The organism is Shewanella sp. ISTPL2 (assembly GCF_013283205.1).
GTDB classification, from domain to species: domain Bacteria; phylum Pseudomonadota; class Gammaproteobacteria; order Enterobacterales; family Shewanellaceae; genus Shewanella; species Shewanella oncorhynchi.
In genome coordinates this window covers 666,890-684,791 of record NZ_JAAPAV010000001.1, presented here as the reverse complement: position 1 = coordinate 684,791, position 17,902 = coordinate 666,890, and the positions used below count along the sequence as shown (strand labels likewise).

28 protein-coding genes are annotated in these 17,902 nt (G+C 43.7%); 25 read left to right on the top strand and 3 right to left on the bottom strand.

Going from position 1 to position 17,902, the window contains the following annotated elements; translation table 11 throughout:
* Nucleotides 1-885: 885 nt before the first annotated feature.
* From HUB64_RS03085 to HUB64_RS03075, 3 genes are read right to left on the bottom strand one after another with little or no spacing between them, the layout of a single operon-like run.
* Nucleotides 886-1,305, bottom strand: a complete 420-nt coding sequence (locus HUB64_RS03085; RefSeq protein ID WP_217363079.1) for a superinfection immunity protein — start codon at nt 1,303-1,305, stop codon at nt 886-888.
* A gap of 31 nt (nt 1,306-1,336) precedes the next feature.
* The gene (locus HUB64_RS03080) at nt 1,337-1,759 is read right to left on the bottom strand and encodes a hypothetical protein (RefSeq protein WP_173496356.1); all 423 of its coding nucleotides are present in this window, start codon (nt 1,757-1,759) and stop codon (nt 1,337-1,339) included.
* A 22-nt stretch (nt 1,760-1,781) separates the two neighbouring features.
* Complete coding sequence (locus HUB64_RS03075) at nt 1,782-2,549, bottom strand: helix-turn-helix transcriptional regulator (protein WP_173496355.1); 768 nt, start codon at nt 2,547-2,549, stop codon at nt 1,782-1,784.
* A 129-nt stretch (nt 2,550-2,678) separates the two neighbouring features.
* Between HUB64_RS03075 and HUB64_RS03070 the strand changes: the two genes are divergently transcribed.
* The 25 genes from HUB64_RS03070 to HUB64_RS02950 all read left to right on the top strand — a co-directional run bounded on the left by HUB64_RS03070 (nt 2,679) and on the right by HUB64_RS02950 (nt 17,897).
* Complete coding sequence (locus HUB64_RS03070) at nt 2,679-2,906, top strand: helix-turn-helix transcriptional regulator (RefSeq protein WP_173496354.1); 228 nt, start codon at nt 2,679-2,681, stop codon at nt 2,904-2,906.
* Between the two features lie 28 nt (nt 2,907-2,934).
* Complete coding sequence (locus HUB64_RS03065) at nt 2,935-3,516, top strand: phage regulatory CII family protein (protein WP_173496353.1); 582 nt, start codon at nt 2,935-2,937, stop codon at nt 3,514-3,516.
* Nucleotides 3,509-3,703, top strand: a complete 195-nt coding sequence (locus HUB64_RS03060; protein WP_173496352.1) for a hypothetical protein — start codon at nt 3,509-3,511, stop codon at nt 3,701-3,703. Before HUB64_RS03065 ends, HUB64_RS03060 begins: the two co-directional genes overlap by 8 nt.
* The gene (locus HUB64_RS23130; protein WP_254451392.1) at nt 3,703-4,173 is read left to right on the top strand and encodes a hypothetical protein; all 471 of its coding nucleotides are present in this window, start codon (nt 3,703-3,705) and stop codon (nt 4,171-4,173) included. Before HUB64_RS03060 ends, HUB64_RS23130 begins: the two co-directional genes overlap by 1 nt.
* Before the next feature lie 72 nt (nt 4,174-4,245).
* Nucleotides 4,246-5,313 (top strand): replication protein, encoded by a 1,068-nt coding sequence (locus HUB64_RS03050; RefSeq protein WP_173496351.1) that lies wholly within the window; start codon nt 4,246-4,248, stop codon nt 5,311-5,313.
* Nucleotides 5,294-5,845 (top strand): replication protein P, encoded by a 552-nt coding sequence (locus HUB64_RS03045; protein ID WP_247651483.1) that lies wholly within the window; start codon nt 5,294-5,296, stop codon nt 5,843-5,845. Before HUB64_RS03050 ends, HUB64_RS03045 begins: the two co-directional genes overlap by 20 nt.
* Nucleotides 5,829-6,203 (top strand): hypothetical protein, encoded by a 375-nt coding sequence (locus tag HUB64_RS03040; protein ID WP_173496350.1) that lies wholly within the window; start codon nt 5,829-5,831, stop codon nt 6,201-6,203. The genes HUB64_RS03045 and HUB64_RS03040 overlap by 17 nt, the downstream gene beginning before the upstream one ends.
* A gap of 1 nt (nt 6,204) precedes the next feature.
* Nucleotides 6,205-6,708, top strand: coding sequence for a hypothetical protein (locus HUB64_RS03035; protein WP_173496349.1), 504 nt, complete (start codon nt 6,205-6,207; stop codon nt 6,706-6,708).
* Nucleotides 6,708-7,022 carry a hypothetical protein gene (locus HUB64_RS03030; protein WP_173496348.1) on the top strand — a complete coding sequence of 105 codons (315 nt, stop codon included), beginning with the start codon at nt 6,708-6,710 and terminating at the stop codon, nt 7,020-7,022. The genes HUB64_RS03035 and HUB64_RS03030 overlap by 1 nt, the downstream gene beginning before the upstream one ends.
* Nucleotides 7,019-7,588, top strand: a complete 570-nt coding sequence (locus HUB64_RS03025; RefSeq protein WP_173496347.1) for a TIGR02642 family protein — start codon at nt 7,019-7,021, stop codon at nt 7,586-7,588. The genes HUB64_RS03030 and HUB64_RS03025 overlap by 4 nt, the downstream gene beginning before the upstream one ends.
* Entirely contained in the window at nt 7,588-7,851 is a 264-nt protein-coding gene (locus HUB64_RS03020) for a hypothetical protein (protein ID WP_173496346.1), read from the top strand. Before HUB64_RS03025 ends, HUB64_RS03020 begins: the two co-directional genes overlap by 1 nt.
* Nucleotides 7,848-8,447: a hypothetical protein gene (locus HUB64_RS03015; RefSeq protein ID WP_173496345.1), complete on the top strand. Its 600-nt coding sequence runs from the start codon at nt 7,848-7,850 to the stop codon at nt 8,445-8,447. Before HUB64_RS03020 ends, HUB64_RS03015 begins: the two co-directional genes overlap by 4 nt.
* Nucleotides 8,447-9,682 (top strand): tyrosine-type recombinase/integrase, encoded by a 1,236-nt coding sequence (locus HUB64_RS03010; protein ID WP_173496344.1) that lies wholly within the window; start codon nt 8,447-8,449, stop codon nt 9,680-9,682. Before HUB64_RS03015 ends, HUB64_RS03010 begins: the two co-directional genes overlap by 1 nt.
* A gap of 292 nt (nt 9,683-9,974) precedes the next feature.
* The gene (locus HUB64_RS03005) at nt 9,975-10,481 is read left to right on the top strand and encodes a hypothetical protein (protein ID WP_173496343.1); all 507 of its coding nucleotides are present in this window, start codon (nt 9,975-9,977) and stop codon (nt 10,479-10,481) included.
* Between the two features lie 87 nt (nt 10,482-10,568).
* Nucleotides 10,569-11,126, top strand: a complete 558-nt coding sequence (locus tag HUB64_RS03000) for a hypothetical protein (RefSeq protein ID WP_173496342.1) — start codon at nt 10,569-10,571, stop codon at nt 11,124-11,126.
* 125 nt (nt 11,127-11,251) lie between these two features.
* Nucleotides 11,252-11,536 (top strand): HEAT repeat domain-containing protein, encoded by a 285-nt coding sequence (locus tag HUB64_RS02995; protein WP_173496341.1) that lies wholly within the window; start codon nt 11,252-11,254, stop codon nt 11,534-11,536.
* A 200-nt stretch (nt 11,537-11,736) separates the two neighbouring features.
* Nucleotides 11,737-12,165: a LexA family transcriptional regulator gene (locus HUB64_RS02990; RefSeq protein ID WP_173496340.1), complete on the top strand. Its 429-nt coding sequence runs from the start codon at nt 11,737-11,739 to the stop codon at nt 12,163-12,165.
* Complete coding sequence (locus tag HUB64_RS02985) at nt 12,153-13,412, top strand: Y-family DNA polymerase (protein WP_173496339.1); 1,260 nt, start codon at nt 12,153-12,155, stop codon at nt 13,410-13,412. Before HUB64_RS02990 ends, HUB64_RS02985 begins: the two co-directional genes overlap by 13 nt.
* Before the next feature lie 173 nt (nt 13,413-13,585).
* Nucleotides 13,586-14,836, top strand: coding sequence for a polymorphic toxin type 44 domain-containing protein (locus HUB64_RS02980; protein WP_173496338.1), 1,251 nt, complete (start codon nt 13,586-13,588; stop codon nt 14,834-14,836).
* A 27-nt stretch (nt 14,837-14,863) separates the two neighbouring features.
* The gene (locus HUB64_RS02975) at nt 14,864-15,364 is read left to right on the top strand and encodes a hypothetical protein (protein WP_173496337.1); all 501 of its coding nucleotides are present in this window, start codon (nt 14,864-14,866) and stop codon (nt 15,362-15,364) included.
* Nucleotides 15,365-15,531: 167 nt separating this feature from the next.
* Nucleotides 15,532-16,044 carry a lysozyme gene (locus tag HUB64_RS02970; RefSeq protein ID WP_173496336.1) on the top strand — a complete coding sequence of 171 codons (513 nt, stop codon included), beginning with the start codon at nt 15,532-15,534 and terminating at the stop codon, nt 16,042-16,044.
* A gap of 249 nt (nt 16,045-16,293) precedes the next feature.
* Nucleotides 16,294-16,818 (top strand): hypothetical protein, encoded by a 525-nt coding sequence (locus HUB64_RS02965; RefSeq protein WP_173496335.1) that lies wholly within the window; start codon nt 16,294-16,296, stop codon nt 16,816-16,818.
* 116 nt (nt 16,819-16,934) lie between these two features.
* The gene (locus HUB64_RS02960; RefSeq protein ID WP_012587930.1) at nt 16,935-17,204 is read left to right on the top strand and encodes an HP1 family phage holin; all 270 of its coding nucleotides are present in this window, start codon (nt 16,935-16,937) and stop codon (nt 17,202-17,204) included.
* Complete coding sequence (locus tag HUB64_RS02955; protein WP_173496334.1) at nt 17,197-17,565, top strand: hypothetical protein; 369 nt, start codon at nt 17,197-17,199, stop codon at nt 17,563-17,565. The genes HUB64_RS02960 and HUB64_RS02955 overlap by 8 nt, the downstream gene beginning before the upstream one ends.
* Nucleotides 17,562-17,897, top strand: a complete 336-nt coding sequence (locus tag HUB64_RS02950; RefSeq protein ID WP_173496333.1) for an HNH endonuclease — start codon at nt 17,562-17,564, stop codon at nt 17,895-17,897. Before HUB64_RS02955 ends, HUB64_RS02950 begins: the two co-directional genes overlap by 4 nt.
* Nucleotides 17,898-17,902 lie beyond the last annotated feature (5 nt).

The following is a 17,902-nucleotide window of genomic DNA, read 5'->3' as shown; positions in this document are numbered from 1 at the left end:
GGATGGTTCGGGCTTTAATGATTGCCGGTTACGTCATCCGGCGGCCTGAACCCGTCTCCTGCCGCAATCTTGCCGCTAATAACTGGTGCACGACTTTCAGGCGTTCGTGCTGCTTTACCCGTATCAGTTTGTTTATTAACCCTCACCAGTAGATAACACAGGCTCGCCAAACTGCATTAGCAGCGCGACTCGGGGCACAGTCATAACCTGCGCTCATGGTTGAACTATTGAGTTACTTCATCGGCTTGCCCTCTGGTTGTTTGCCTGCTAGTGCCGCAGGCTGGCGTTATTCGCATTGGTGAAGGTGACTGACTGGCGCTCATTTCCAGTTACCGAAAGGGTGGAGCCTATAGCACCACGGTTGGCTCAGTCGGTAGTCGAGTCTTACTATTCAGCCACCTTCCCAATGCGCCCTGTTGCCAAGGCGATTGTCCATCTACCACACCGCCGATGGTTGGCGGGGCTATACACATATTTGGGTCATGCTCGCAGTAAAACCATTTAGTACCTGTTCTTATGGGCTCTTCCCACTCAAACAGTCCGGTCGCCAATAGCGGTGTATAGGTCTGTTTACGCGGATTACTATCCTCCGCCGCGTGATCCTCGGAGTAACCTAGTCCGCTCTAGGCGGGTTTAGTTGTTCATGGGCCAGTCTGTTAAAGAGCGTGATTAGTTTTCGCTAACCGATGGCTAGATAATCACGCATTGTGTTTTTAATGTCAACACGAATTGTGTTTAATTTTGGTGTGAGTGTGTTCAGAATGATTCGAATATCTTCATTTCGGGATATTTTGTGATGTGCAGGCAAGAAAAAGCCACCATAAAGGTGGCTAGTAAAACAGAGGTATTTAGGTGTTTAGTAGATTAATTCTAACTGTTTAGTGTTTATGCACTTTGAATTTCACTACCACAGTGTTTGCATTTTTTAGCGGCCATTAATATGTCTTCTGCACAGAACGGGCATTGCTTCATCTGTTTTTGTTCAAGTGGAGGCGCTGGTGTAGCTGGTGCATTGACAGTGAATGTTTTAACGGGCTCTTGGCTTTTGATGGCCCATACCAGCGCAACAACCCAGCCAACAAGGGTCCAGCCTAAAAACAGGTTGAGGGCGAAGATTGAGAAGAAGTTAGGTTGCTTATGGATATATGCTTCATACATGGGGTAGAAGTAAAGCACTGGCGCTAGTAGGAAAAATGATGCGGAAACAAACGTTCCAAATTCATTAAGCTGATTAGCGGGTGTTTGGCCCATGCCATAACTGTAGCCCGTTAAAGCTATGAGGATGATCATTCTTAAAACAAACATAAATAACTCCTTTTATTTACTTTTCTAGGATTTAGTTGCTGGCGATACCGCCTGATATGATTTGTGGATTGCCGTTCTGGTCTGTCATCACTCGATATAGTTTGTGCTGGCCTTGGCCTATGCTGGTTTCAAAGTGGCGGATACTGGCGCCATTGCAGAGAGCGCTACCTGAAGACTGCGAGCCTAAGATCAATTCACCAGACATCACGTTAAAAGTGACTTTTTCAGCGGTATCCAGCTTGGCCGCTAATGAATCGTTTAAGTAGACATCAACATAGCAACCTCCACCCATAAAACCGCTATCACGAATAATGGTGATTTTGGCGTTTGTGTTGTCAGCGGCTTTAAGTAAAACTCTTTCAGCCGGCACTGGTACGGCTTTGTCGATAGTCACTGCAGAGGTGGTACAGCCAGTGAGTAAGGCTAAAAGGAGTGGGGTAGTGATAAGTCTCATTGAAAATCCTTTTAAGTATTTGCTAGTTATTCCAAACGTTTAACACCGACCACCAAAACACCCAACCGATGATTTTAATGTCACTGACTTTGTCCGGCTGAATAAATTCATCAGGGAACTCATCGTTATTGTAGCTTTTGATGCGAACGCCACCGCCAGGTGTGCGATAGAGCATTTTTACTCGCAGCATGCCGTCGTGATCAATGGCATACATTTCGCCATCAATGATAGATTTTTTACTGGTGTCGACGCCGACGGTAGTGCCGTGTCTTAGCACTGGCAGCATGCTATTACCAGAAACGGTCACACAGGCAGCATGTTGTGGATCTACATTGCTCTTTTTAAGGGTAGATTTAGCAAAGCGCAGTTTACAGCCGCCATTCTCTTGCACAAAGGTCGATCCATTGCCAGCGGCCAACTCTACTTCACGAAAAAACGGTAAGGCCACTTCGTCATCCCTTAATGGTGTATCGCCATCCCATAGCTCAAAACCTGCATGCCATTGTGCATTTGATTCAGTGTTTTTTGATGGGCCTGATTCTCTTACAAAATAACCTGCTTTATTGGATTCACCATAAAGAATTTCTGCGGGTGTGACATTGAGCACTTTAGCTAGTACGCCTGCATCAATCGCGCTCACTGCTCTAGTTCCAGCTTCATAGTTGCCTACACGGGACTGTGATTTCCAACCGCACAAAGTTGCAAGTTCAGCCTGACTTTTAATGCCTGCAGCGATTCTAAGCCGTTTGATATTTTGGCCGACTTTCTTTTTTAAATCTTCTGATTCCATAACATCCACCAACTAAAGAACTCTGCATAAGAATATCACGCTATGTGATATTTGATTTTTTCGTTTTGTGTTTACTTTTAAACACGTTTCGTGTTTAATGTGATTAAATCAATGTCGAGACTGGATAGCATGAACAATATTTCCACTTATCGTAAAAAAGCGAACCTATCTCAATCTGAGCTAGGCAAGGTGATTGGCAAAACTCAGGGTGCGGTTGGCAACTACGAGTCAGGGATCAGAAACATCGATCTAAGTACCTGCTGGGAAATTGTTAAGGCACTTAATCAGTCTGGTGTTGAGTGCTCTTTTTCCGATGTGTTCCCTGAGCCAATCAGTGAATCAAACCAAGTTGCCTAGTTAACTTACAAACAGGATAACTAACCCTATGAGTAAACTCACATTAAAGCGCCAAAGTCTCTCATGTACCGATCCACTCTATGCTGCCCATGCGCTTGGGCACGATTACGGTGTAGATAAGCTAGCGAAGGATTTATTCCAGCAGCCCGGTGTGATGTACAACAAGCTCAACCCTGATAACGACAGCAATCACTTGTATTTACGTGATGCGATTCATCTAACTGAGTTGGCCGATGACGACCGTATTGTTTCGGCGTGGTGCCATAGCCGTGGTGGTGTGTTCGTTAAATTGCCTGAGGCGGTTAACTGTGACGAAGAGTTGAGCGATCAACTGCTGATGATTAGCGAACAGATGGGGATTGCACTGGCAGAAATTCGCGACTCTCGCGCTGATGGGGTGATCACCCCTGACGAGTTTGAACGCATCGGCCGCGAGCTGACCAACACAGTGCGCGAAGTGCTGTCACTTAAAGCTGTGGTGAGCAGCCAAGTGCGGGAATTACCCTGTCCTTGTCTCGATGAAAGCTACCGCGATGGAGTGATTCGCACAACAACGATTAGCGATCCATTCCCGACACCTCAACTCAAAAAGAGCTTATCCAATGAGTGATATTGCAGATGTAGCTGCCATTGAGAACGACATTCACATCAAGGCCGCGCTGGGCGTTCGCCAGCCGTCATTGCCGTTTACTGGTTTTTGTCATTACTGCAAGAGCCCAATTCCTCATCAACAACATTTTTGTGATGCCGACTGTCGCCATGACCATGAGCGCTTAAAGGCTAATGGGAGAGTCTGATGGATAACAATCTTTGTTTTTCTAAATTTTCGGAAACCATGGTTGAAATTGCTATTGGTAAAGCTGTTTGCATTGATAAATCAAATGATTTTTATGGATTGCTTTTTTTTAAACATCCAGATGGCATGTGGGTTTCTCAGTCAAAAGCCACGAGATTAGAAATGGCACTAGCTCTTTCACGTGAAGCAATGATCAAGAGTTCTGTATTGCAAATTCGTGAATCACCAGTAAATCAGTTAACTGATAACTCCTGCGCAAATATTCCCTACACCCCTGAAGAAGATGCCGAGTTTGCTCGCATTGAGCGTAATCAACAAATTTCCGAGTTCGCTTGCATTCAGCGCAATCAAGATATTGCGTTGCTGGCTAACGTGATCCGCACATCGCCAACTACGAGTGCTGAAGGTATTGCGGCGCGAGTGCTGGATGCGGGGTATCAGTTTTCAGGTAGTGCAGTGCAGTTTAAATAAGAAAGCCCACTAGAGCTGTGGAGGCTGTGGGCTTAATACCGAGCAACGTTACAAGAAGCCGAGGTAAGGCAGATGTTACAAGAACAAGAACTTAGCGTCAATCATGATGCTGGTGGCAGCAATGTGGTGCCGTTACGGCCCGTTGCTGACCACAAACAACAAGTGCGGGGTGGGGTGGTGAAAGCAGACTTGGACGATGGTTATTTACGACTCTCCAATACGCTGGTGGATGCCCTGTGCCGAACGAAATTGAGTGATCGTGAAAGCCGTGTCGTGTTTGCTGTGATCCGTAGAACATACGGCTATGGCAAGGCCACTGATTGGGTTTGCTTAGAGCAATTAGCCGACATGACGGGGATTACAACAAGCAATATTTGTCATGCAATTAAGTCGCTTACTGCGCGCGATATTATCATAAAAGACGGTCGTAAAGTTGGCGTTAACCCGATTGTTTCGGCGTGGCAAGACAAGAAATCGCATTCGATTAACGGTAAAAAATCCACTGTTAAAACTGACAATATTATTGTCGATTCTGACAATGCCATTGTCGAAACCGACAGCGTAGGTTGTCAGAACCGAGAGATACAAAAGAAAGACACTAATACAAAAGAAATACAAAAGATCTCTTCGTCGAACATTGCTGTCGCAATGACCGACAAGCCATTAAAACTCGATGCTGCTGTTCAAACTCCGAATGGTAAACTTTGGGGCACTCAGGACGATTTAACCTGTGCTGAGTACATCTTCAACAAAGTCCTGATTGTTAACCCCACTGCAAAGCAGCCTAACTGGCCTGACTGGGCAAACCAAGTGCGCTTAATGCGCGTGCAAGACCAACGCACTCATCATGAAATCTGCAAGCTGTTTAAGTTTGCCAATACCGACTCATTTTGGGCAAGCAATGTGTTATGCCCCAAAACCCTACGTAAACAATGGGACAAACTTAACGCCAAACTGCTAGCGAGAACATCACATGAAACCACTGCAAACGATTCTGCCGCACACAATCAACGCTATGAGAACCCCACAGCCAGAGTATTCCGCGAACTGCGGGAAATGGCAGAGCAACTCGAGCAGTCAACAGATCACCACGGTGGTGGCCACACAATTGATGCCGACTATGAACCTGTACAGTCGTGATTTTAGCAATCGGTTTGGTGCTGAGCTTGGCAGTGTAGTGGCGGAGTTTGTTAGTAAAATTGGCGAGGCAGGTTTGAGTGTTAGTGAGGTGATGATCGGTATTGAGGCATTTAAACAACGCGCAGCGACCGCGCCATGGAGCGTTAACCCTGCGGAGTTCGTGGCTATGTGTACGCCTACGCCTGAACAGTTGGGCTTGCCTAGTGCAGAACAAGCTTACCGGGAGTGTTGTTCACATGGTCGATGGCCGAGTGAGCACAATTGGAGCCATGGCGCTGTATTTGCCGCTGGCCGTGAAACGGGTTGGTATGAGCTGCAAAACCGTACTGAGCAGCAAACATGGCCCTTGTTTAAACGCAACTATGAGGTTATGTGCCGCCGCGCGGTGAAGGGTGAAAGCTTTGATGCGTGCATTCCTAAGGCGCTTGCTGCCCCTGTAAACAAGCCAGTTGAAAATCAAAAGGCATGTTCGATTATCGCTGATCTGCGCCAAAAGTTTGGGCTAAGGACTGCCAATGGCTCTGGCAATTAAACCGTTACCTGCAGATGCGCCTGATTTTTATAGCGCGATTGTATCGCCAACTGCGGCTGCTATCACGGTTAAAGATGCCGTTAACGATGCGGTGTTGTTTGTGCCGACTCAGTACTCTGCAGCTGATCTACTCGCACAAGGATTTCGGTGTGCGCGTGAATACCCCCAGATGTGGCACTGCCGTGGTGGGGAGTCTGACGGCAAATGGATTCAAAAGCACATGGCTGTTATTCCTCAGCAGTTTAAGCATTCAGTGTCTGTCGAGTACGAACGTTTATTTGCCATTGGTGGGCGTGATGGTCGCTTTCAGGCGAATCGGTTTTTAGTGCAGCAGTCGAAACATTTTAGAGGGGTATAGCGTGATTCGAATTGGTATTGATCCTGACCTCACTAAAAGCGGTGTAGCGACTGTCGTAAACGGCGAAATAGTGACGCTTAAAAGTATGGGGTTTAGTGAGTTGATTGAGTTTGTTATCAGCAAAAGCCATCTTCCTTACGCTGTATTGCTTGAAGATGTGGATAACAAGAAGCCGGTGTTTCCTAAGCGGTTAAGGCAGTCGGCTAAAGGGCAAAACCCATTGCTTGCCTACGTTGGCCATGCACCTAGCCAAAGCGGATCTAATGCCAAGGTGAACATGAGTATCGCTGAGGATTTAGGCAAGGTGAAAGCCACGGCCAGACTGATTAAAGAAGTGCTTGAGGATAAGGGCATCAAAGTCACTTTGGTAAAGCCGCTGCGTGGTCCGATTAAAAAAGCCAAGGATAGCAGTGTTTATTTTAACAAGATCACCGGTTGGACGGGGCGCAGCAATGCCGACACTCGCGATGCTGCACTTATCGCCATGTTTGGGCAGGGGGAATAATGACTATAGCCACTAGAGACTGTACCACGGCAGAAAAGCTTGAAACGGCGGTTAGGCTTTATGTTGTTGAAGGATTGCCAGTTATTGCTGCATCACAACAAGCTGGCATAGGTACCCGTAGATTAAGTGCAGCACTAATCGAACGCCAACTTATGCGAACTGATCGCCGCAGTGCCAATGCGAATGGGAAAAAATCTGGTTCACGCATTGATCCGCTGGAATCGAAAGAGAGTCGTGTTTCTCGCATGGCGCTGGCCATTATTCACAAAAGTGCGGCACCGACTGCGCAATCACCTCAAGGGACTGACAGATGATATCGATAGAGCGCTTATTTGAGTTGCTGTCGCCCCGCGGTGTTGCGATTGGCGCTGCAGTCGGTGGCAAAGGGGTTTTTAGTAAGGAGGATGCTATGGGTGTTGTTGCGCAGGTTCAGGGTAAGTATTTAGTCGGCGTTAAAGTATTAGAGGCCAGTATTTGCGGCGATATTGATGCCGAGAATTTGCTGATCAACGCCTTAGCCAAACAGTATGAAACCGACTTTAGGCCAGTAGCTGCTTCGGCGTTGGCAAAGCTGGCAGTGAATGAAGTGTGCGGAACCCGCATTTGCAATATGTGCGAAGGAACAAAACTCAATTATCACCGCAATGGTGAGTGCAAACACTGCAGTGGTACAGGAAAGAGGTTGAACACGGTTGAGCAGCTGACTAAATCGTTTTGTGATTTAAGCGGTACCAAGATCACCACAGAACAATTTAGCCAGCATTTTTACGACAAGTACATGACTGGCGTCGACACACTGCACCATCATCAAGCCGATGCCGAACGCCATGCAAAGCGGGTATTGCGCTTAGTCGCTGCTGAAAATGAGCAGGTGAACTAATGAGTACACCAGATAACAGACTTAAATTTAATGACGTCCCTTGGCAGCAAGGTCGCGTTCTTCCCACAAGGCACACTCGCCGCTGGAGTAAGCAAGAACTTGAGAAAGTCACAAGGATAGAACGCCGCACCGCCTTTGCTCACTTTTATGCCCATGATGAAGGCCAAGGACGCGAGTTTGTGTATCAATTTTATAGCGCTGAAGAGTGTGCGAAAGCGGTTAATGAGCACAACAAAGCGCTAGCTGAGGCACTATCTAAATGATTGAGACAGTAAACGACTTAGTTAAGCGCCTAGTTAAAGAAGCTGATCAACTCGAGTCTATGGGATCGGTTGATTTGGCTTGTGGCGTTGAAGCTGCAGTGCGGGTGATCCGTGATGAATTAGACGCCAATGCCGCGATTGGTAATGCTGACAGCCACCGCATCGAGCCACTAGAACGCCAGAACAAACGCTTGATGGCAGTGCTCGCTAAGCAGTCAGTATTGAATGAACGCTTTGACTTGCTCTGTAAAGACAGTGTGTTATCAACGCCTGAGTATAAGGCGCTAGTGCTTTCCAAAGAGGCTATTAAACGCCAGATCAATGCGCTGCCAAAGTGCAGAACTTGCCGCGGAGTTGGCAAAGTTAGGCCGATGTTTGAGCTGCATTGCTGTGATAAATGCGGCGGTGTTGGCGTGAATATAACGGCCAATAATGAGCTGATTAAGCTACAGCAATCCTTGATCCTGACTGAGTTTGAGTTGATTGAAAAACTGATTGCTGACTTGTTTAAGGTGGGGTTATCACCTGCAGATAAAGAAGCCATTGCCATCGAATATTTTTACGCGGATTGCCGCACTAACCTGAGGTGTGACTAATGGCCGTGACCTGTATTGCGTTAAGTGACGCCGCCATTAAACGGGCGGTTGCCGATCAGTCGATTACTGAAATTAGGGACCCAAGATTCCCATTAAGACTACGTTTGGCGAGTTCACGCAGCCGTGGAAGCTGGCATTTAATCACCTATAAAGACGGCAAGGCCAATTGGGCTAAGGTTGCCGACTGGCCACTAGTGAGCGCTAAGGCCATGCTGGATGATTTACCGTCGCTCAGCATGCAGCATAGGCAAGATCAGAGTGTGAAGGTTAATACCTGGCTAAGTTGCGGCGGGTTATTAAATTGGTATTTAATCCGGTCACAAACCGATACCAGTTTATCGTTGAAGCGCAAACGCAATATCAAGTGCGCCATCACCAAGCACTTAATCACTGTGCTGGGTGAGGTGATGCTGAGTGAGCTGAATCATCATAAGGTCGATGAGCTATTGATTTGGCCGCTGCAGGCTCGCTACGCATTAGGCAGCGTTCGCCAGTATTACGCGATTTTACGTAAGGCATTTAAGCAAGCGACAGTGCTTAAGTTGATTAGTGATGATCCGCTGGCATCATTAAGCTTTACTGATTTTATCTCGACCCCCATTGCGACTAAGCCACCAAAACTACAATCCACTGATCTGCTGCAGCTGCTAACGAATATAGGTAATGCTAACGATGGTGCCGCCATGCTGATTTTTATCATGCTGGCTTACGGTACCCGTATCGGGGAAACCCGTTTACTGCGCTGGACCTACTACGACGAGGCCAATGCTAAGTTGGTGATCCCTGCCGACATTACTAAGACGCATGCCCAACTGACTATCCCGATCACCCCATTGATGGCTGATGTATTGCGTTGGCATAAAGCCATGCAGGAAGCAGCAGGGTATCGCGGCGGGTATTTATTTCCGCATCCTTGTCGCAATGGTGGATTAGATGAACGGTCGGCGAATAGTTTGGTTAAGCAATTGAGTAACAGTGAATGGACTGCCCATGATTTACGCAAGCTAGCAAGGTCGTGTTGGGCTGACTTAGGCATTGATTACATGGTGGCCGAGCAGATGTTAAACCACTCGATGACCAAGCTAGATCAAGCGTATATCCATACCTATTTAGCAGACCAAAAGAGGGCTGCAATTGAGTTGTGGCACAGTCATTTAATGGCAATTTATAACCCATTTATTGGCCGTGTAAATCAAGACAGTGCCAAGACAGGAATTAATTGTAAAACGGCCTAAACCGTTGGTGTAAGTGGTTTGCGGGTTAGTTTATGCATCTTCACAAAGGGAAGATATTTAATGAGTAAAGCAGCATAGTTCAAGTTTTATTACTTTGGAGAATAAAGTTCACTATAATCGACAATTTGTTGAAATATTTTACAACATCCGTTGTCGAAAAGTTCACACAAAAAGAGTTAATGGCAATCTTGAAGTTCTATATCCTTAGACAAATGAATTGGCTATATAGTCAAGGAAATAGTTCTTGCCAATTTTATCGCCATCAAGCGTTTAATTTACGGGTGTTTTTATTGTGAAAATTGTTGATCTAAATGATGAATGGGCTCTGAATATTGGTAAGGTATTTTTGTCATTTGGTTGTTTGGAGAAGTTAACTATTGATTGTATTAACAAATGGTTAGATGGACAAAGGATTGTAAATCATTTAGTTAATGGACCTCTTAATCAGAGGGTAAATATAGTTATTGACTTAGCTAAAGACAAATATGGCGATTGCGAAGAATTTCAGTCATTTTCTAAACATCTAAAAAGCCTTCAAGAACTTGGTAAGCAGAGAAACTTAATCGCTCATAACCCTTTGATGATAGTCTTCTATGAAGACTCTTTTGAAGAGAAAATTTGCTCGTTAAGGAATGATGATGTGACATTTACTCTGAGTGAGTTGCATCAATTTGTACTTAATTCAGAGGTTTTGTATCAAGAGTTACTTACTGATTTAGTAAAATTTAAAATTTTAGATTCCCCAAACTACATGAACATGAAATTACTGGAGGGGCTTCACGGTCTCGAAAAAGTCTGATGTAACACACATGAGATAAATACTTAGAGATGGGCTAAAAGTGCGAGGCGTTCTTACCCTTATAAAGCGATAGTTGCAGGAGCATATATGAGCGTAGATTGGATGGATAAGTACATGACAGGAAATGCTTTTCGTTTCACGGAACTAATAAACGATGATTTTTTTCAACCTTTCAGATTAATGTATCAAGCAGGTTATTATGTATCTAGTATTAAGTTGATGCTTGTTGCTATTGATTCAATTGGTTACATCGAGTTTGGTGAAAGTAAAAGTGGAGAAGATACCCCGTTTGTAAAGTGGTTAAATAAGTATGCTGACTTAACTTCTACCAATCTCACTCCTAGAGAACTTTGGGAGCATAGAAATTCGCTTTTACACATGAGTAATTTAAATTCACGCCAAGTTCAAAAAGGTAGCATCAAGCGGTTAATCGCCTATGTTGGTAGTATGCCGCATGAAGTTAAGTTGCAAGAAGGTAATGCGAAATATTATGACTACCGGGCTTTAATTCATGAGTTTGGTCAGGCCTGTAACAGGTGGATTCAATCATACGATGATGATCCATCAAAATATAAGCTGTTTATTGCTCGATACGATCTTATTGTATCTGACTCGCGTATGCTACATATTCCGCTTCCAAGCTAACAATGTTCGCTTCCATTTTTAGATAAAATTTGATTTACAGTATGATTTTTATATAAAAAATTAGTTTAAATAGTAGCAATATGCTAAATATTGTGACCAATTTTTTAGTTGAACATAAGGTAATCATGAATTTAGCAGTAAAGGAAATTGTCGAAATTTATACTTCTAATCCTAATTATAGGGCTGAAGTTATCGATTCTCTTGGGTATGCGGGTGGTGATGATGCCGTTGAAGCTATTATGCGTATCTATACTCTTCATCCGAATTTTAGAGAAGAAGTACTAAAAGCTTTAGGTAAAGCAGGTGGTGATAAAGCAGTGCAATCTATAATGAGTATTTATCGACTCCACCCTAACTTAAGGGCTACAGTTTTGCAGGCATTAGGGCAAGCAGGAAGAGGCTGTAAATAAACTTCGATTTAGCTCTATCTAATGTAATTTAAATTTTTGAGAGCTAAATATCGATAGTCACTGAGGATTAGACATGTAGACATTATCAATGTTTAGTGACGTCAATAATCAGTTAACTGATAACTAAATCATTCAAAATTTGCTAACCACAACTCAAGCGCTATAATCACTGTAATTATATACAGTGATTTGGTGCTTTTATGCGTGTTTTGCCCTTTATAGCTTTACCTGCACACGCTGGGGTTCATGGCTTTGAAAGCCCTGCAGCAGAATACACACAGCTAGGTTTAAGTCTGGACGAGCTTTTAGTGCAACATCCTAGCGCTACTTACATTGGTATAGCGCAGGGGGATTCGATGCAGGGCGTTGGCATCTTTGACGGTGACGTACTCATTGTGGACAGGCATGTTACAGCTCAACAAGGTAACGTTATCGTTGCAACGCTGAACGGCGAGTTCGTGTGTAAAATCTATGATAAAGCCAGAAAAATGCTTTTATCATCTAATGAACAACAGCAAGCCGTAGAGGTTAAAGATTACGATGACTTCCGTATTGAAGGGGTTGTAACTCGGTCTGTTAGGTTGCACACCCATTGTTCTATATTGGCGTCACAAATATGTATGCCTTAGTTGATGCCAACTCATTTTACTGCAGTGCAGAGCAAGTCTTTCGACCAGATTGGCGTGGCAAGCCAATAATCGTACTAAGCAACAACGATGGATGTATCGTTGCCGCGAATAGGCAAGCCAAGGAAGCTGGTATACCTAAATTTGCGCCTTACTTTCAAGTAAAAGATCAGTGTCAGAAACTCGGGGTAATTGCTTGCTCTTCAAATTACGAGTTGTACGCCGACCTATCGTCAAAGATGATGGAGATTATTGGTCGGTTTGCACCGGATCAACATGTGTATTCTATCGATGAAAGCTTTCTTTCCTTCAAGCATTGTTATCCAGCGATTCAGTGCCTAAAGACGCAAGGACAGTTAATCCGCCGTGCAGTATGGAAAGAGGCTTGCTTACCTGTATGTGTTGGCATTGCTGCTAGCCTTACGCTGGCTAAAATTGCCAACCACGCAGCTAAAAAGTTACCGGGTTATAGCGGTGTTTGTGTCATTGATAATGAGACAGAACGGCTAGCCATTTTAAAGCAAACACCCGTTGGTGAGGTGTGGGGAATTGGTCGGCGGATTAGTAAAAAGCTTGAGTTAATGAACATCAACACTGCGCTAGATCTTGCTAAAATGCCAGCAGGACTTGCTAGAAAGCAATTCAGCATTGAGGTTGAACGCACAGTGCGTGAACTCAATGGACAAGAATGTAAAAAATGGGACCAAGCCAGAGCAGATAAGCAACAGATATTCTCCACCCGTTCAGTTGGCGAAAGGATTATGGATTTTGATTCACTCCTGCAGGCCTTGAGTAAACATGTCGCAATTGCCGCATCCAAGGCAAGGGCGCAAGGCTCAAGTTGTAAATCAATGCTACTGTTCGCCAGCAATTCTCCTTACGACGAACATACTGCAAGTTTTAAATCTATTGTTCACTTCCCCTGTGCTACTAACTGCACTGTCGAAATGACCAGAGCGATGACAGCTGCTGCACCTAAATTATTTAGAGAAGGTGTGAGGTATTACAAGATCGGCATTGGGCTCATTAATCTAAGTTGTGACAAGTATCAACAATTCGACTTATTTAACGCGCCGAAAACAGATCCAGCTTTGATGCAAACACTTGATGGCATTAACTTACGCTATGGCCGTGATACCTTGTTCTTAGCCTCTCAGGGTATCGAACAAAAGTGGGCAATGCGGCGTGAGCTACTGACGCCACAGTACACAACCAATTGGAGCTGTTTGCCTAGGATTAAATGTTATTAAGTTTAATACGAAAATGATGTGCTTAATCGAATTAATAAAAATGCAATACGGAATTATACCGGATTCTATTTGTTATAAATTATGGGCAATACCATTTTAAATGTTAATTAAATTTGTTGACACTGCTGTTTTTTGTGATATTTTCGTGCTTCACTTTATGGGTATTAAATAGAATGGAGTTCTGTAATAATATGAGAGTATTAAGGAGTTTTCTAGTTTTTGCATCAGTGATGTTATCATTCAATGCATTTGCAAATAATTGTATTGTATTAAACCCTAACTCAAATATTGAGTTGTATACGCAATCTCAAAATCAATCTGCATGTATTAGCTTTAAAAATGTTAATATACAAAAAACATATTTTGTTGCAGACCCAAGCCTTGATAAAGATGCTGCTTATAAGATAAAAATACAAAGTGCAAACGGAAGTGTGATTTTAGACAAAACTCAGTCTGCAGCTGGAGTTAGTACTAATGCTAAACTTAATACAAATTATAGTTCAGAGATTTTAGTTACATTGACCCCTATGACTCAAAATATAGAATATAGATATTTTGTTATTCATGATGAAAATACAACTAGTGGTGAAACTTCTATATACATAGGGCTAGCATCTAGAAAAATAATCTCCAATATTCCACCAACTAAGCCTTGTAAAGGGTGCTATAACTCTGACAGTGTAGGCACATTACCCTTGTATATGGCTAGTTCTGCAGGCTCAATGAATGAAGCATCTCAATGTACAGACGCTAATAGACCACCTGAACCCGCGCCTAGAAATAGAAATACAAATGAAGAGTTAAATATAAATGCTGTATTAAAAGTATCTAGGCAATGGAAAAATGAAATTAATAAGACTCATACGCTTGGTGCTCAAATATCAGCAGCTTTTGCTAGAATGTATGTAATGCATAGAGGTGGAGGCGCTTTGGATGTTGCTCATGATTTATCTAGCAAGTACGGAGGTTCAGCAGAAATGGGGAATTTTCTTTATGGTGCTAATGCAAGAGCTATGGGTCTCCCGTCCTCTTTTATAATTAGAGGTTCTGCTGGTTATCAAGCTATTAGTGATTCAGGCTGGGCAGGCTTTCCACAAGGTGTTTACAATTTCATATCCAATGATGGTGATAATTTTGGAGACTCTGAACAGACTATGAGAGGAATTCGTTACTACGACGAAGTACATCAAAATAACCAAGGAGACACTTCTTCGACATCATGCCAAGATTCTCAAACTCTTAATGGGACAAATAATACTGGCGCAGGAGGAGTAGGAGGCGGGGAAGGTGGTGGTAACGGTGGCGGTGGTGTTAATACATTCCCTGGCGGTGGTGCAGGTTGGGGCGGCGGTGGCGGTGGCGGCGGATGTGCAATGTGGTTAGTTCAAAAAGGCTATCCGCCTCGATGCTTGTCAAGTAAATAGTATTCAATTCAATATAAGGTATCTAAAATGAAAACTATTTTAGGAAGTTGGCCGTTGTTAGTATCTTTTCTGATTCTTGTTGGCTGCGAAAGCGAACCTACATTTGAAACAATGAAAAAAAATTTTGAAGTTAATAGAATTGCCTTTAATGAACTTCAAAAAATTGCTTGTGAATTAGGAAATGTAAAACAGGATTTTAGTTATACAGATGAAAGGTATAGTTATAATCCAAGTAGGATTGATGATAAATTTAGAAATAAAGACTTAGATAGATTACTCAGCATAATTGGAGGGCAGGCTATAGTTTATGAGAAAAACAGTTCTAAAGAGTGTAGCCTTGCTGTTCCATATTTTTTTACTGGAAATGTTGGCGCCGGAAAAACATACGGATATAGCTTTCAGAGAAATGGATTTGTCCTTTTTGATGAAAAGCTACATACCGTAGAGAATACCTTAAAGGTTGGAATGGATTTAAAGTATGATAGACCAATTGAAGATGGTTGGAATTTTTCATTTACGCAATTTTGAACTAGTTAGCAGGTATACATTGACCTAGTAATTCAAATCCTTTATTGTGCTATAACAATGCGGGTTATAGCATCTAAAGCCACCAAACAGGTGGCTTTTTGCTATCTAGACCTTCTGGATTATTCAAGCCTCAGCACCTGCTGGGGCTTTTTTTTGGGGCAAATTCAATGCGCAATAAGATGATAGTCACAGGCCTTAGCCTATCAGCTGCAGCATTCATTACCTTGATCACCTCAGAAGGGTTTGCGCCACTGGCTACAGTGCCGGTGCAAGGAGATAGGCCGACTGGCGGCTTTGGTTCTACGTATCACGCCGATGGCAGGCCAGTAAAGCTTGGTGAGAAATTCACCCCTATTAATGCGTTGACAACAGCTAAGGCTCACATCTCAAAGGATGAGGAACGCTTCCGCAATAGCTTACCGAATACCGAGCTTAACCAAGCATCTTACGATCTCTATATCGATTGGGTTTACCAGTATGGCATTGGCCGATGGTTTAACTCACCCATGCGTGATCATGTAATCAAAGGCGAATATCAACAGGCATGTGATGCGCTTCTGCTTCCTCAATATCGCACAGTCGCTGGCTATGACTGTTCAACGCCTGGCAACAAGCGCTGTTATGGCGTCTGGGTTCGAGTGCAAGAGCGGCATCAGCGCTGCATTGATTCACTGAAGTAGATTCACTCTAAATAATATCCAACACAACGCGATTAGAAGCGATTACAGGAGTAGTTAAATTCATGATTCCAGCGGTCAAATCATTCGGTAAAGGCTCTGAAATCAACGCCTATGAATCGGTTGAGGCGTTGTCTGTGGGGGTGGGGCGGGTCGAAACCTTGGGGCTTTTGCCTAACTGACCGTGCGCTCCCATCTTTATACAAAACCGCGAAATGAAACCTTTTTTTCTGGCGCAGGAAGGTCTTGAAAATGTTCAGTACATTAAAGAATAAAATCATTGCGTTAGTTATCGGTTTGCTGGTCGTTACTATTCTGGCTTTAGGTGTGTTTTTGACGATAAATCAGGGTCAAATAGCACTGTTAAAGAGTGATTTGGCTAGATCAGAGCAATCAAGGGAAAACTTGCAAAAGGATTTGACCTCTGTTTCAGACTCGCTTGAAGTTGCTGAAAAAGATAAAGAAAACCTGTTATCTAGCCTTAGCTTATTAGCGAAAGCATTAAGCGATCGAGAACGTGATCGAAATGAAATTAAGCAGGAATTTGCAGCAAGTAATAAAGAATTGAAGCAAATTTTTAACGGGGCCAGTGATGAAAAAACGAAGTCTTGGGGTTCTGCTGATATCCCTGCAGATCTTAATAGGGTGCTCGAGCGTTCAGCCAGATGTGCGAACCGTTACCGTCACCAAGATAAAGTATGTTTTTCCACCACAGGAACTGATCAGCCAGTGCCTAGCGCCACGATATTCCAGCAAGAAAAACCAAGAACTTTCTGAATACACCAATTCGTTGATTGAAGTGATTTCATTGTGTGACCGAGATTGGCTAGCACTAGAAAACTGGATTAACGAGCAAAAATCAAAACTGTCTACCGAGTGATCGGAGGCTAACAATGAATATCAAACCATTGGCGCCAATTATGGATAAAGCTACGACAACCGGAAGCTATATTGCTTCGATCTCAACAGCAATAGGCGGCTTTTTGTCACTCAATAATATTGCGTTGTTGCTTGGTATCGCATCAACAATCGCTTTATTCGTAGTTCAATTTCGTCTCTCGCGAGAAAAGAAAAAACAAAACCGAGAATTTCACGAAGCGAGAATGGCCGCGATTAAGCAAGGCAACTTAAAAGTAATCAATATGGATGACGGCAATGAATAAAGTCGTAGTAATCTTCAATGGCGCTATCGTTTCAGTTCCAGCTGTCGAATCTGATATTGGTAATGGCGGCAATGGCGCAAAATCATTAGTGCCATTGGTACCCGCTGATTGGGTTGATGTTACTGCATTAAATGCGGCATACCCAACATTTCAGGGCAGTACCAAGCCGCCAGTTATCAATCAAAGTACTCACGACGATTTAATTGAGCAAATGAAAGCCTTAACCGCTGCAATTAACGCCCAAACCACAGCGATCAGTCAGCTGGTAAATAGTAATCTTGAAATCGTTGATCAGATGATGGCCGCAGAGCCAGAAGAAGAAAAAAAATCAGGCTATTTAGATGGCTCCGATGAGCTATGAGTCAAAAACCTAGCTGGCGTGATGACAAGCGTAAAACCGCTGAACGTGGTTATGGTGGGCGCTGGCAAAAAGCCAGAGAAACATTCTTAAGTCGCCACCCGCTTTGTTGCTTCTGCGAACAAAAAGGCAAGATCACAGCCGCGACAGTCGTGGACCACAAAATTCCACACCAAGGTGATCAAGCCTTGTTCTGGGACACCAACAACTGGCAACCGCTTTGTAAGCTTTGCCACGATAGCACTAAAAAAATAATGGAGAATAGAGGGGTAAAGCCTGGCGCTGATGAAAGCGGCAAGCCTACAGACCCTAACCACCATTGGAACAAGTATTGAGGTGA

Bases quoted from the DNA above. Each gene is read 5' to 3' on its own strand.
- HUB64_RS03050 (WP_173496351.1), top strand. From the start codon at position 4,246: ATGTTACAAGAACAAGAACTTAGCGTCAATCATGATGCTGGTGGCAGC.
- HUB64_RS02975 (WP_173496337.1), top strand. From the start codon at position 14,864: ATGAAAACTATTTTAGGAAGTTGGCCGTTGTTAGTATCTTTTCTGATT.
- HUB64_RS03075 (WP_173496355.1), bottom strand. From the start codon at position 2,549: ATGGAATCAGAAGATTTAAAAAAGAAAGTCGGCCAAAATATCAAACGG.
- HUB64_RS03070 (WP_173496354.1), top strand. From the start codon at position 2,679: ATGAACAATATTTCCACTTATCGTAAAAAAGCGAACCTATCTCAATCT.
- HUB64_RS03030 (WP_173496348.1), top strand. From the start codon at position 6,708: ATGACTATAGCCACTAGAGACTGTACCACGGCAGAAAAGCTTGAAACG.
- HUB64_RS02965 (WP_173496335.1), top strand. From the start codon at position 16,294: ATGTTCAGTACATTAAAGAATAAAATCATTGCGTTAGTTATCGGTTTG.
- HUB64_RS03025 (WP_173496347.1), top strand. From the start codon at position 7,019: ATGATATCGATAGAGCGCTTATTTGAGTTGCTGTCGCCCCGCGGTGTT.
- HUB64_RS03085 (WP_217363079.1), bottom strand. From the start codon at position 1,305: ATGTTTGTTTTAAGAATGATCATCCTCATAGCTTTAACGGGCTACAGT.
- HUB64_RS23130 (WP_254451392.1), top strand. From the start codon at position 3,703: ATGGATAACAATCTTTGTTTTTCTAAATTTTCGGAAACCATGGTTGAA.
- HUB64_RS03020 (WP_173496346.1), top strand. From the start codon at position 7,588: ATGAGTACACCAGATAACAGACTTAAATTTAATGACGTCCCTTGGCAG.
- HUB64_RS02995 (WP_173496341.1), top strand. From the start codon at position 11,252: ATGAATTTAGCAGTAAAGGAAATTGTCGAAATTTATACTTCTAATCCT.
- HUB64_RS03000 (WP_173496342.1), top strand. From the start codon at position 10,569: ATGAGCGTAGATTGGATGGATAAGTACATGACAGGAAATGCTTTTCGT.
- HUB64_RS03060 (WP_173496352.1), top strand. From the start codon at position 3,509: ATGAGTGATATTGCAGATGTAGCTGCCATTGAGAACGACATTCACATC.
- HUB64_RS03065 (WP_173496353.1), top strand. From the start codon at position 2,935: ATGAGTAAACTCACATTAAAGCGCCAAAGTCTCTCATGTACCGATCCA.
- HUB64_RS02985 (WP_173496339.1), top strand. From the start codon at position 12,153: ATGTATGCCTTAGTTGATGCCAACTCATTTTACTGCAGTGCAGAGCAA.
- HUB64_RS02990 (WP_173496340.1), top strand. From the start codon at position 11,737: ATGCGTGTTTTGCCCTTTATAGCTTTACCTGCACACGCTGGGGTTCAT.
- HUB64_RS03015 (WP_173496345.1), top strand. From the start codon at position 7,848: ATGATTGAGACAGTAAACGACTTAGTTAAGCGCCTAGTTAAAGAAGCT.
- HUB64_RS02960 (WP_012587930.1), top strand. From the start codon at position 16,935: ATGAATATCAAACCATTGGCGCCAATTATGGATAAAGCTACGACAACC.
- HUB64_RS02980 (WP_173496338.1), top strand. From the start codon at position 13,586: ATGGAGTTCTGTAATAATATGAGAGTATTAAGGAGTTTTCTAGTTTTT.
- HUB64_RS03080 (WP_173496356.1), bottom strand. From the start codon at position 1,759: ATGAGACTTATCACTACCCCACTCCTTTTAGCCTTACTCACTGGCTGT.
- HUB64_RS02950 (WP_173496333.1), top strand. From the start codon at position 17,562: ATGAGTCAAAAACCTAGCTGGCGTGATGACAAGCGTAAAACCGCTGAA.
- HUB64_RS02955 (WP_173496334.1), top strand. From the start codon at position 17,197: ATGAATAAAGTCGTAGTAATCTTCAATGGCGCTATCGTTTCAGTTCCA.
- HUB64_RS03040 (WP_173496350.1), top strand. From the start codon at position 5,829: ATGGCTCTGGCAATTAAACCGTTACCTGCAGATGCGCCTGATTTTTAT.
- HUB64_RS03045 (WP_247651483.1), top strand. From the start codon at position 5,294: ATGAACCTGTACAGTCGTGATTTTAGCAATCGGTTTGGTGCTGAGCTT.
- HUB64_RS03010 (WP_173496344.1), top strand. From the start codon at position 8,447: ATGGCCGTGACCTGTATTGCGTTAAGTGACGCCGCCATTAAACGGGCG.
- HUB64_RS02970 (WP_173496336.1), top strand. From the start codon at position 15,532: ATGCGCAATAAGATGATAGTCACAGGCCTTAGCCTATCAGCTGCAGCA.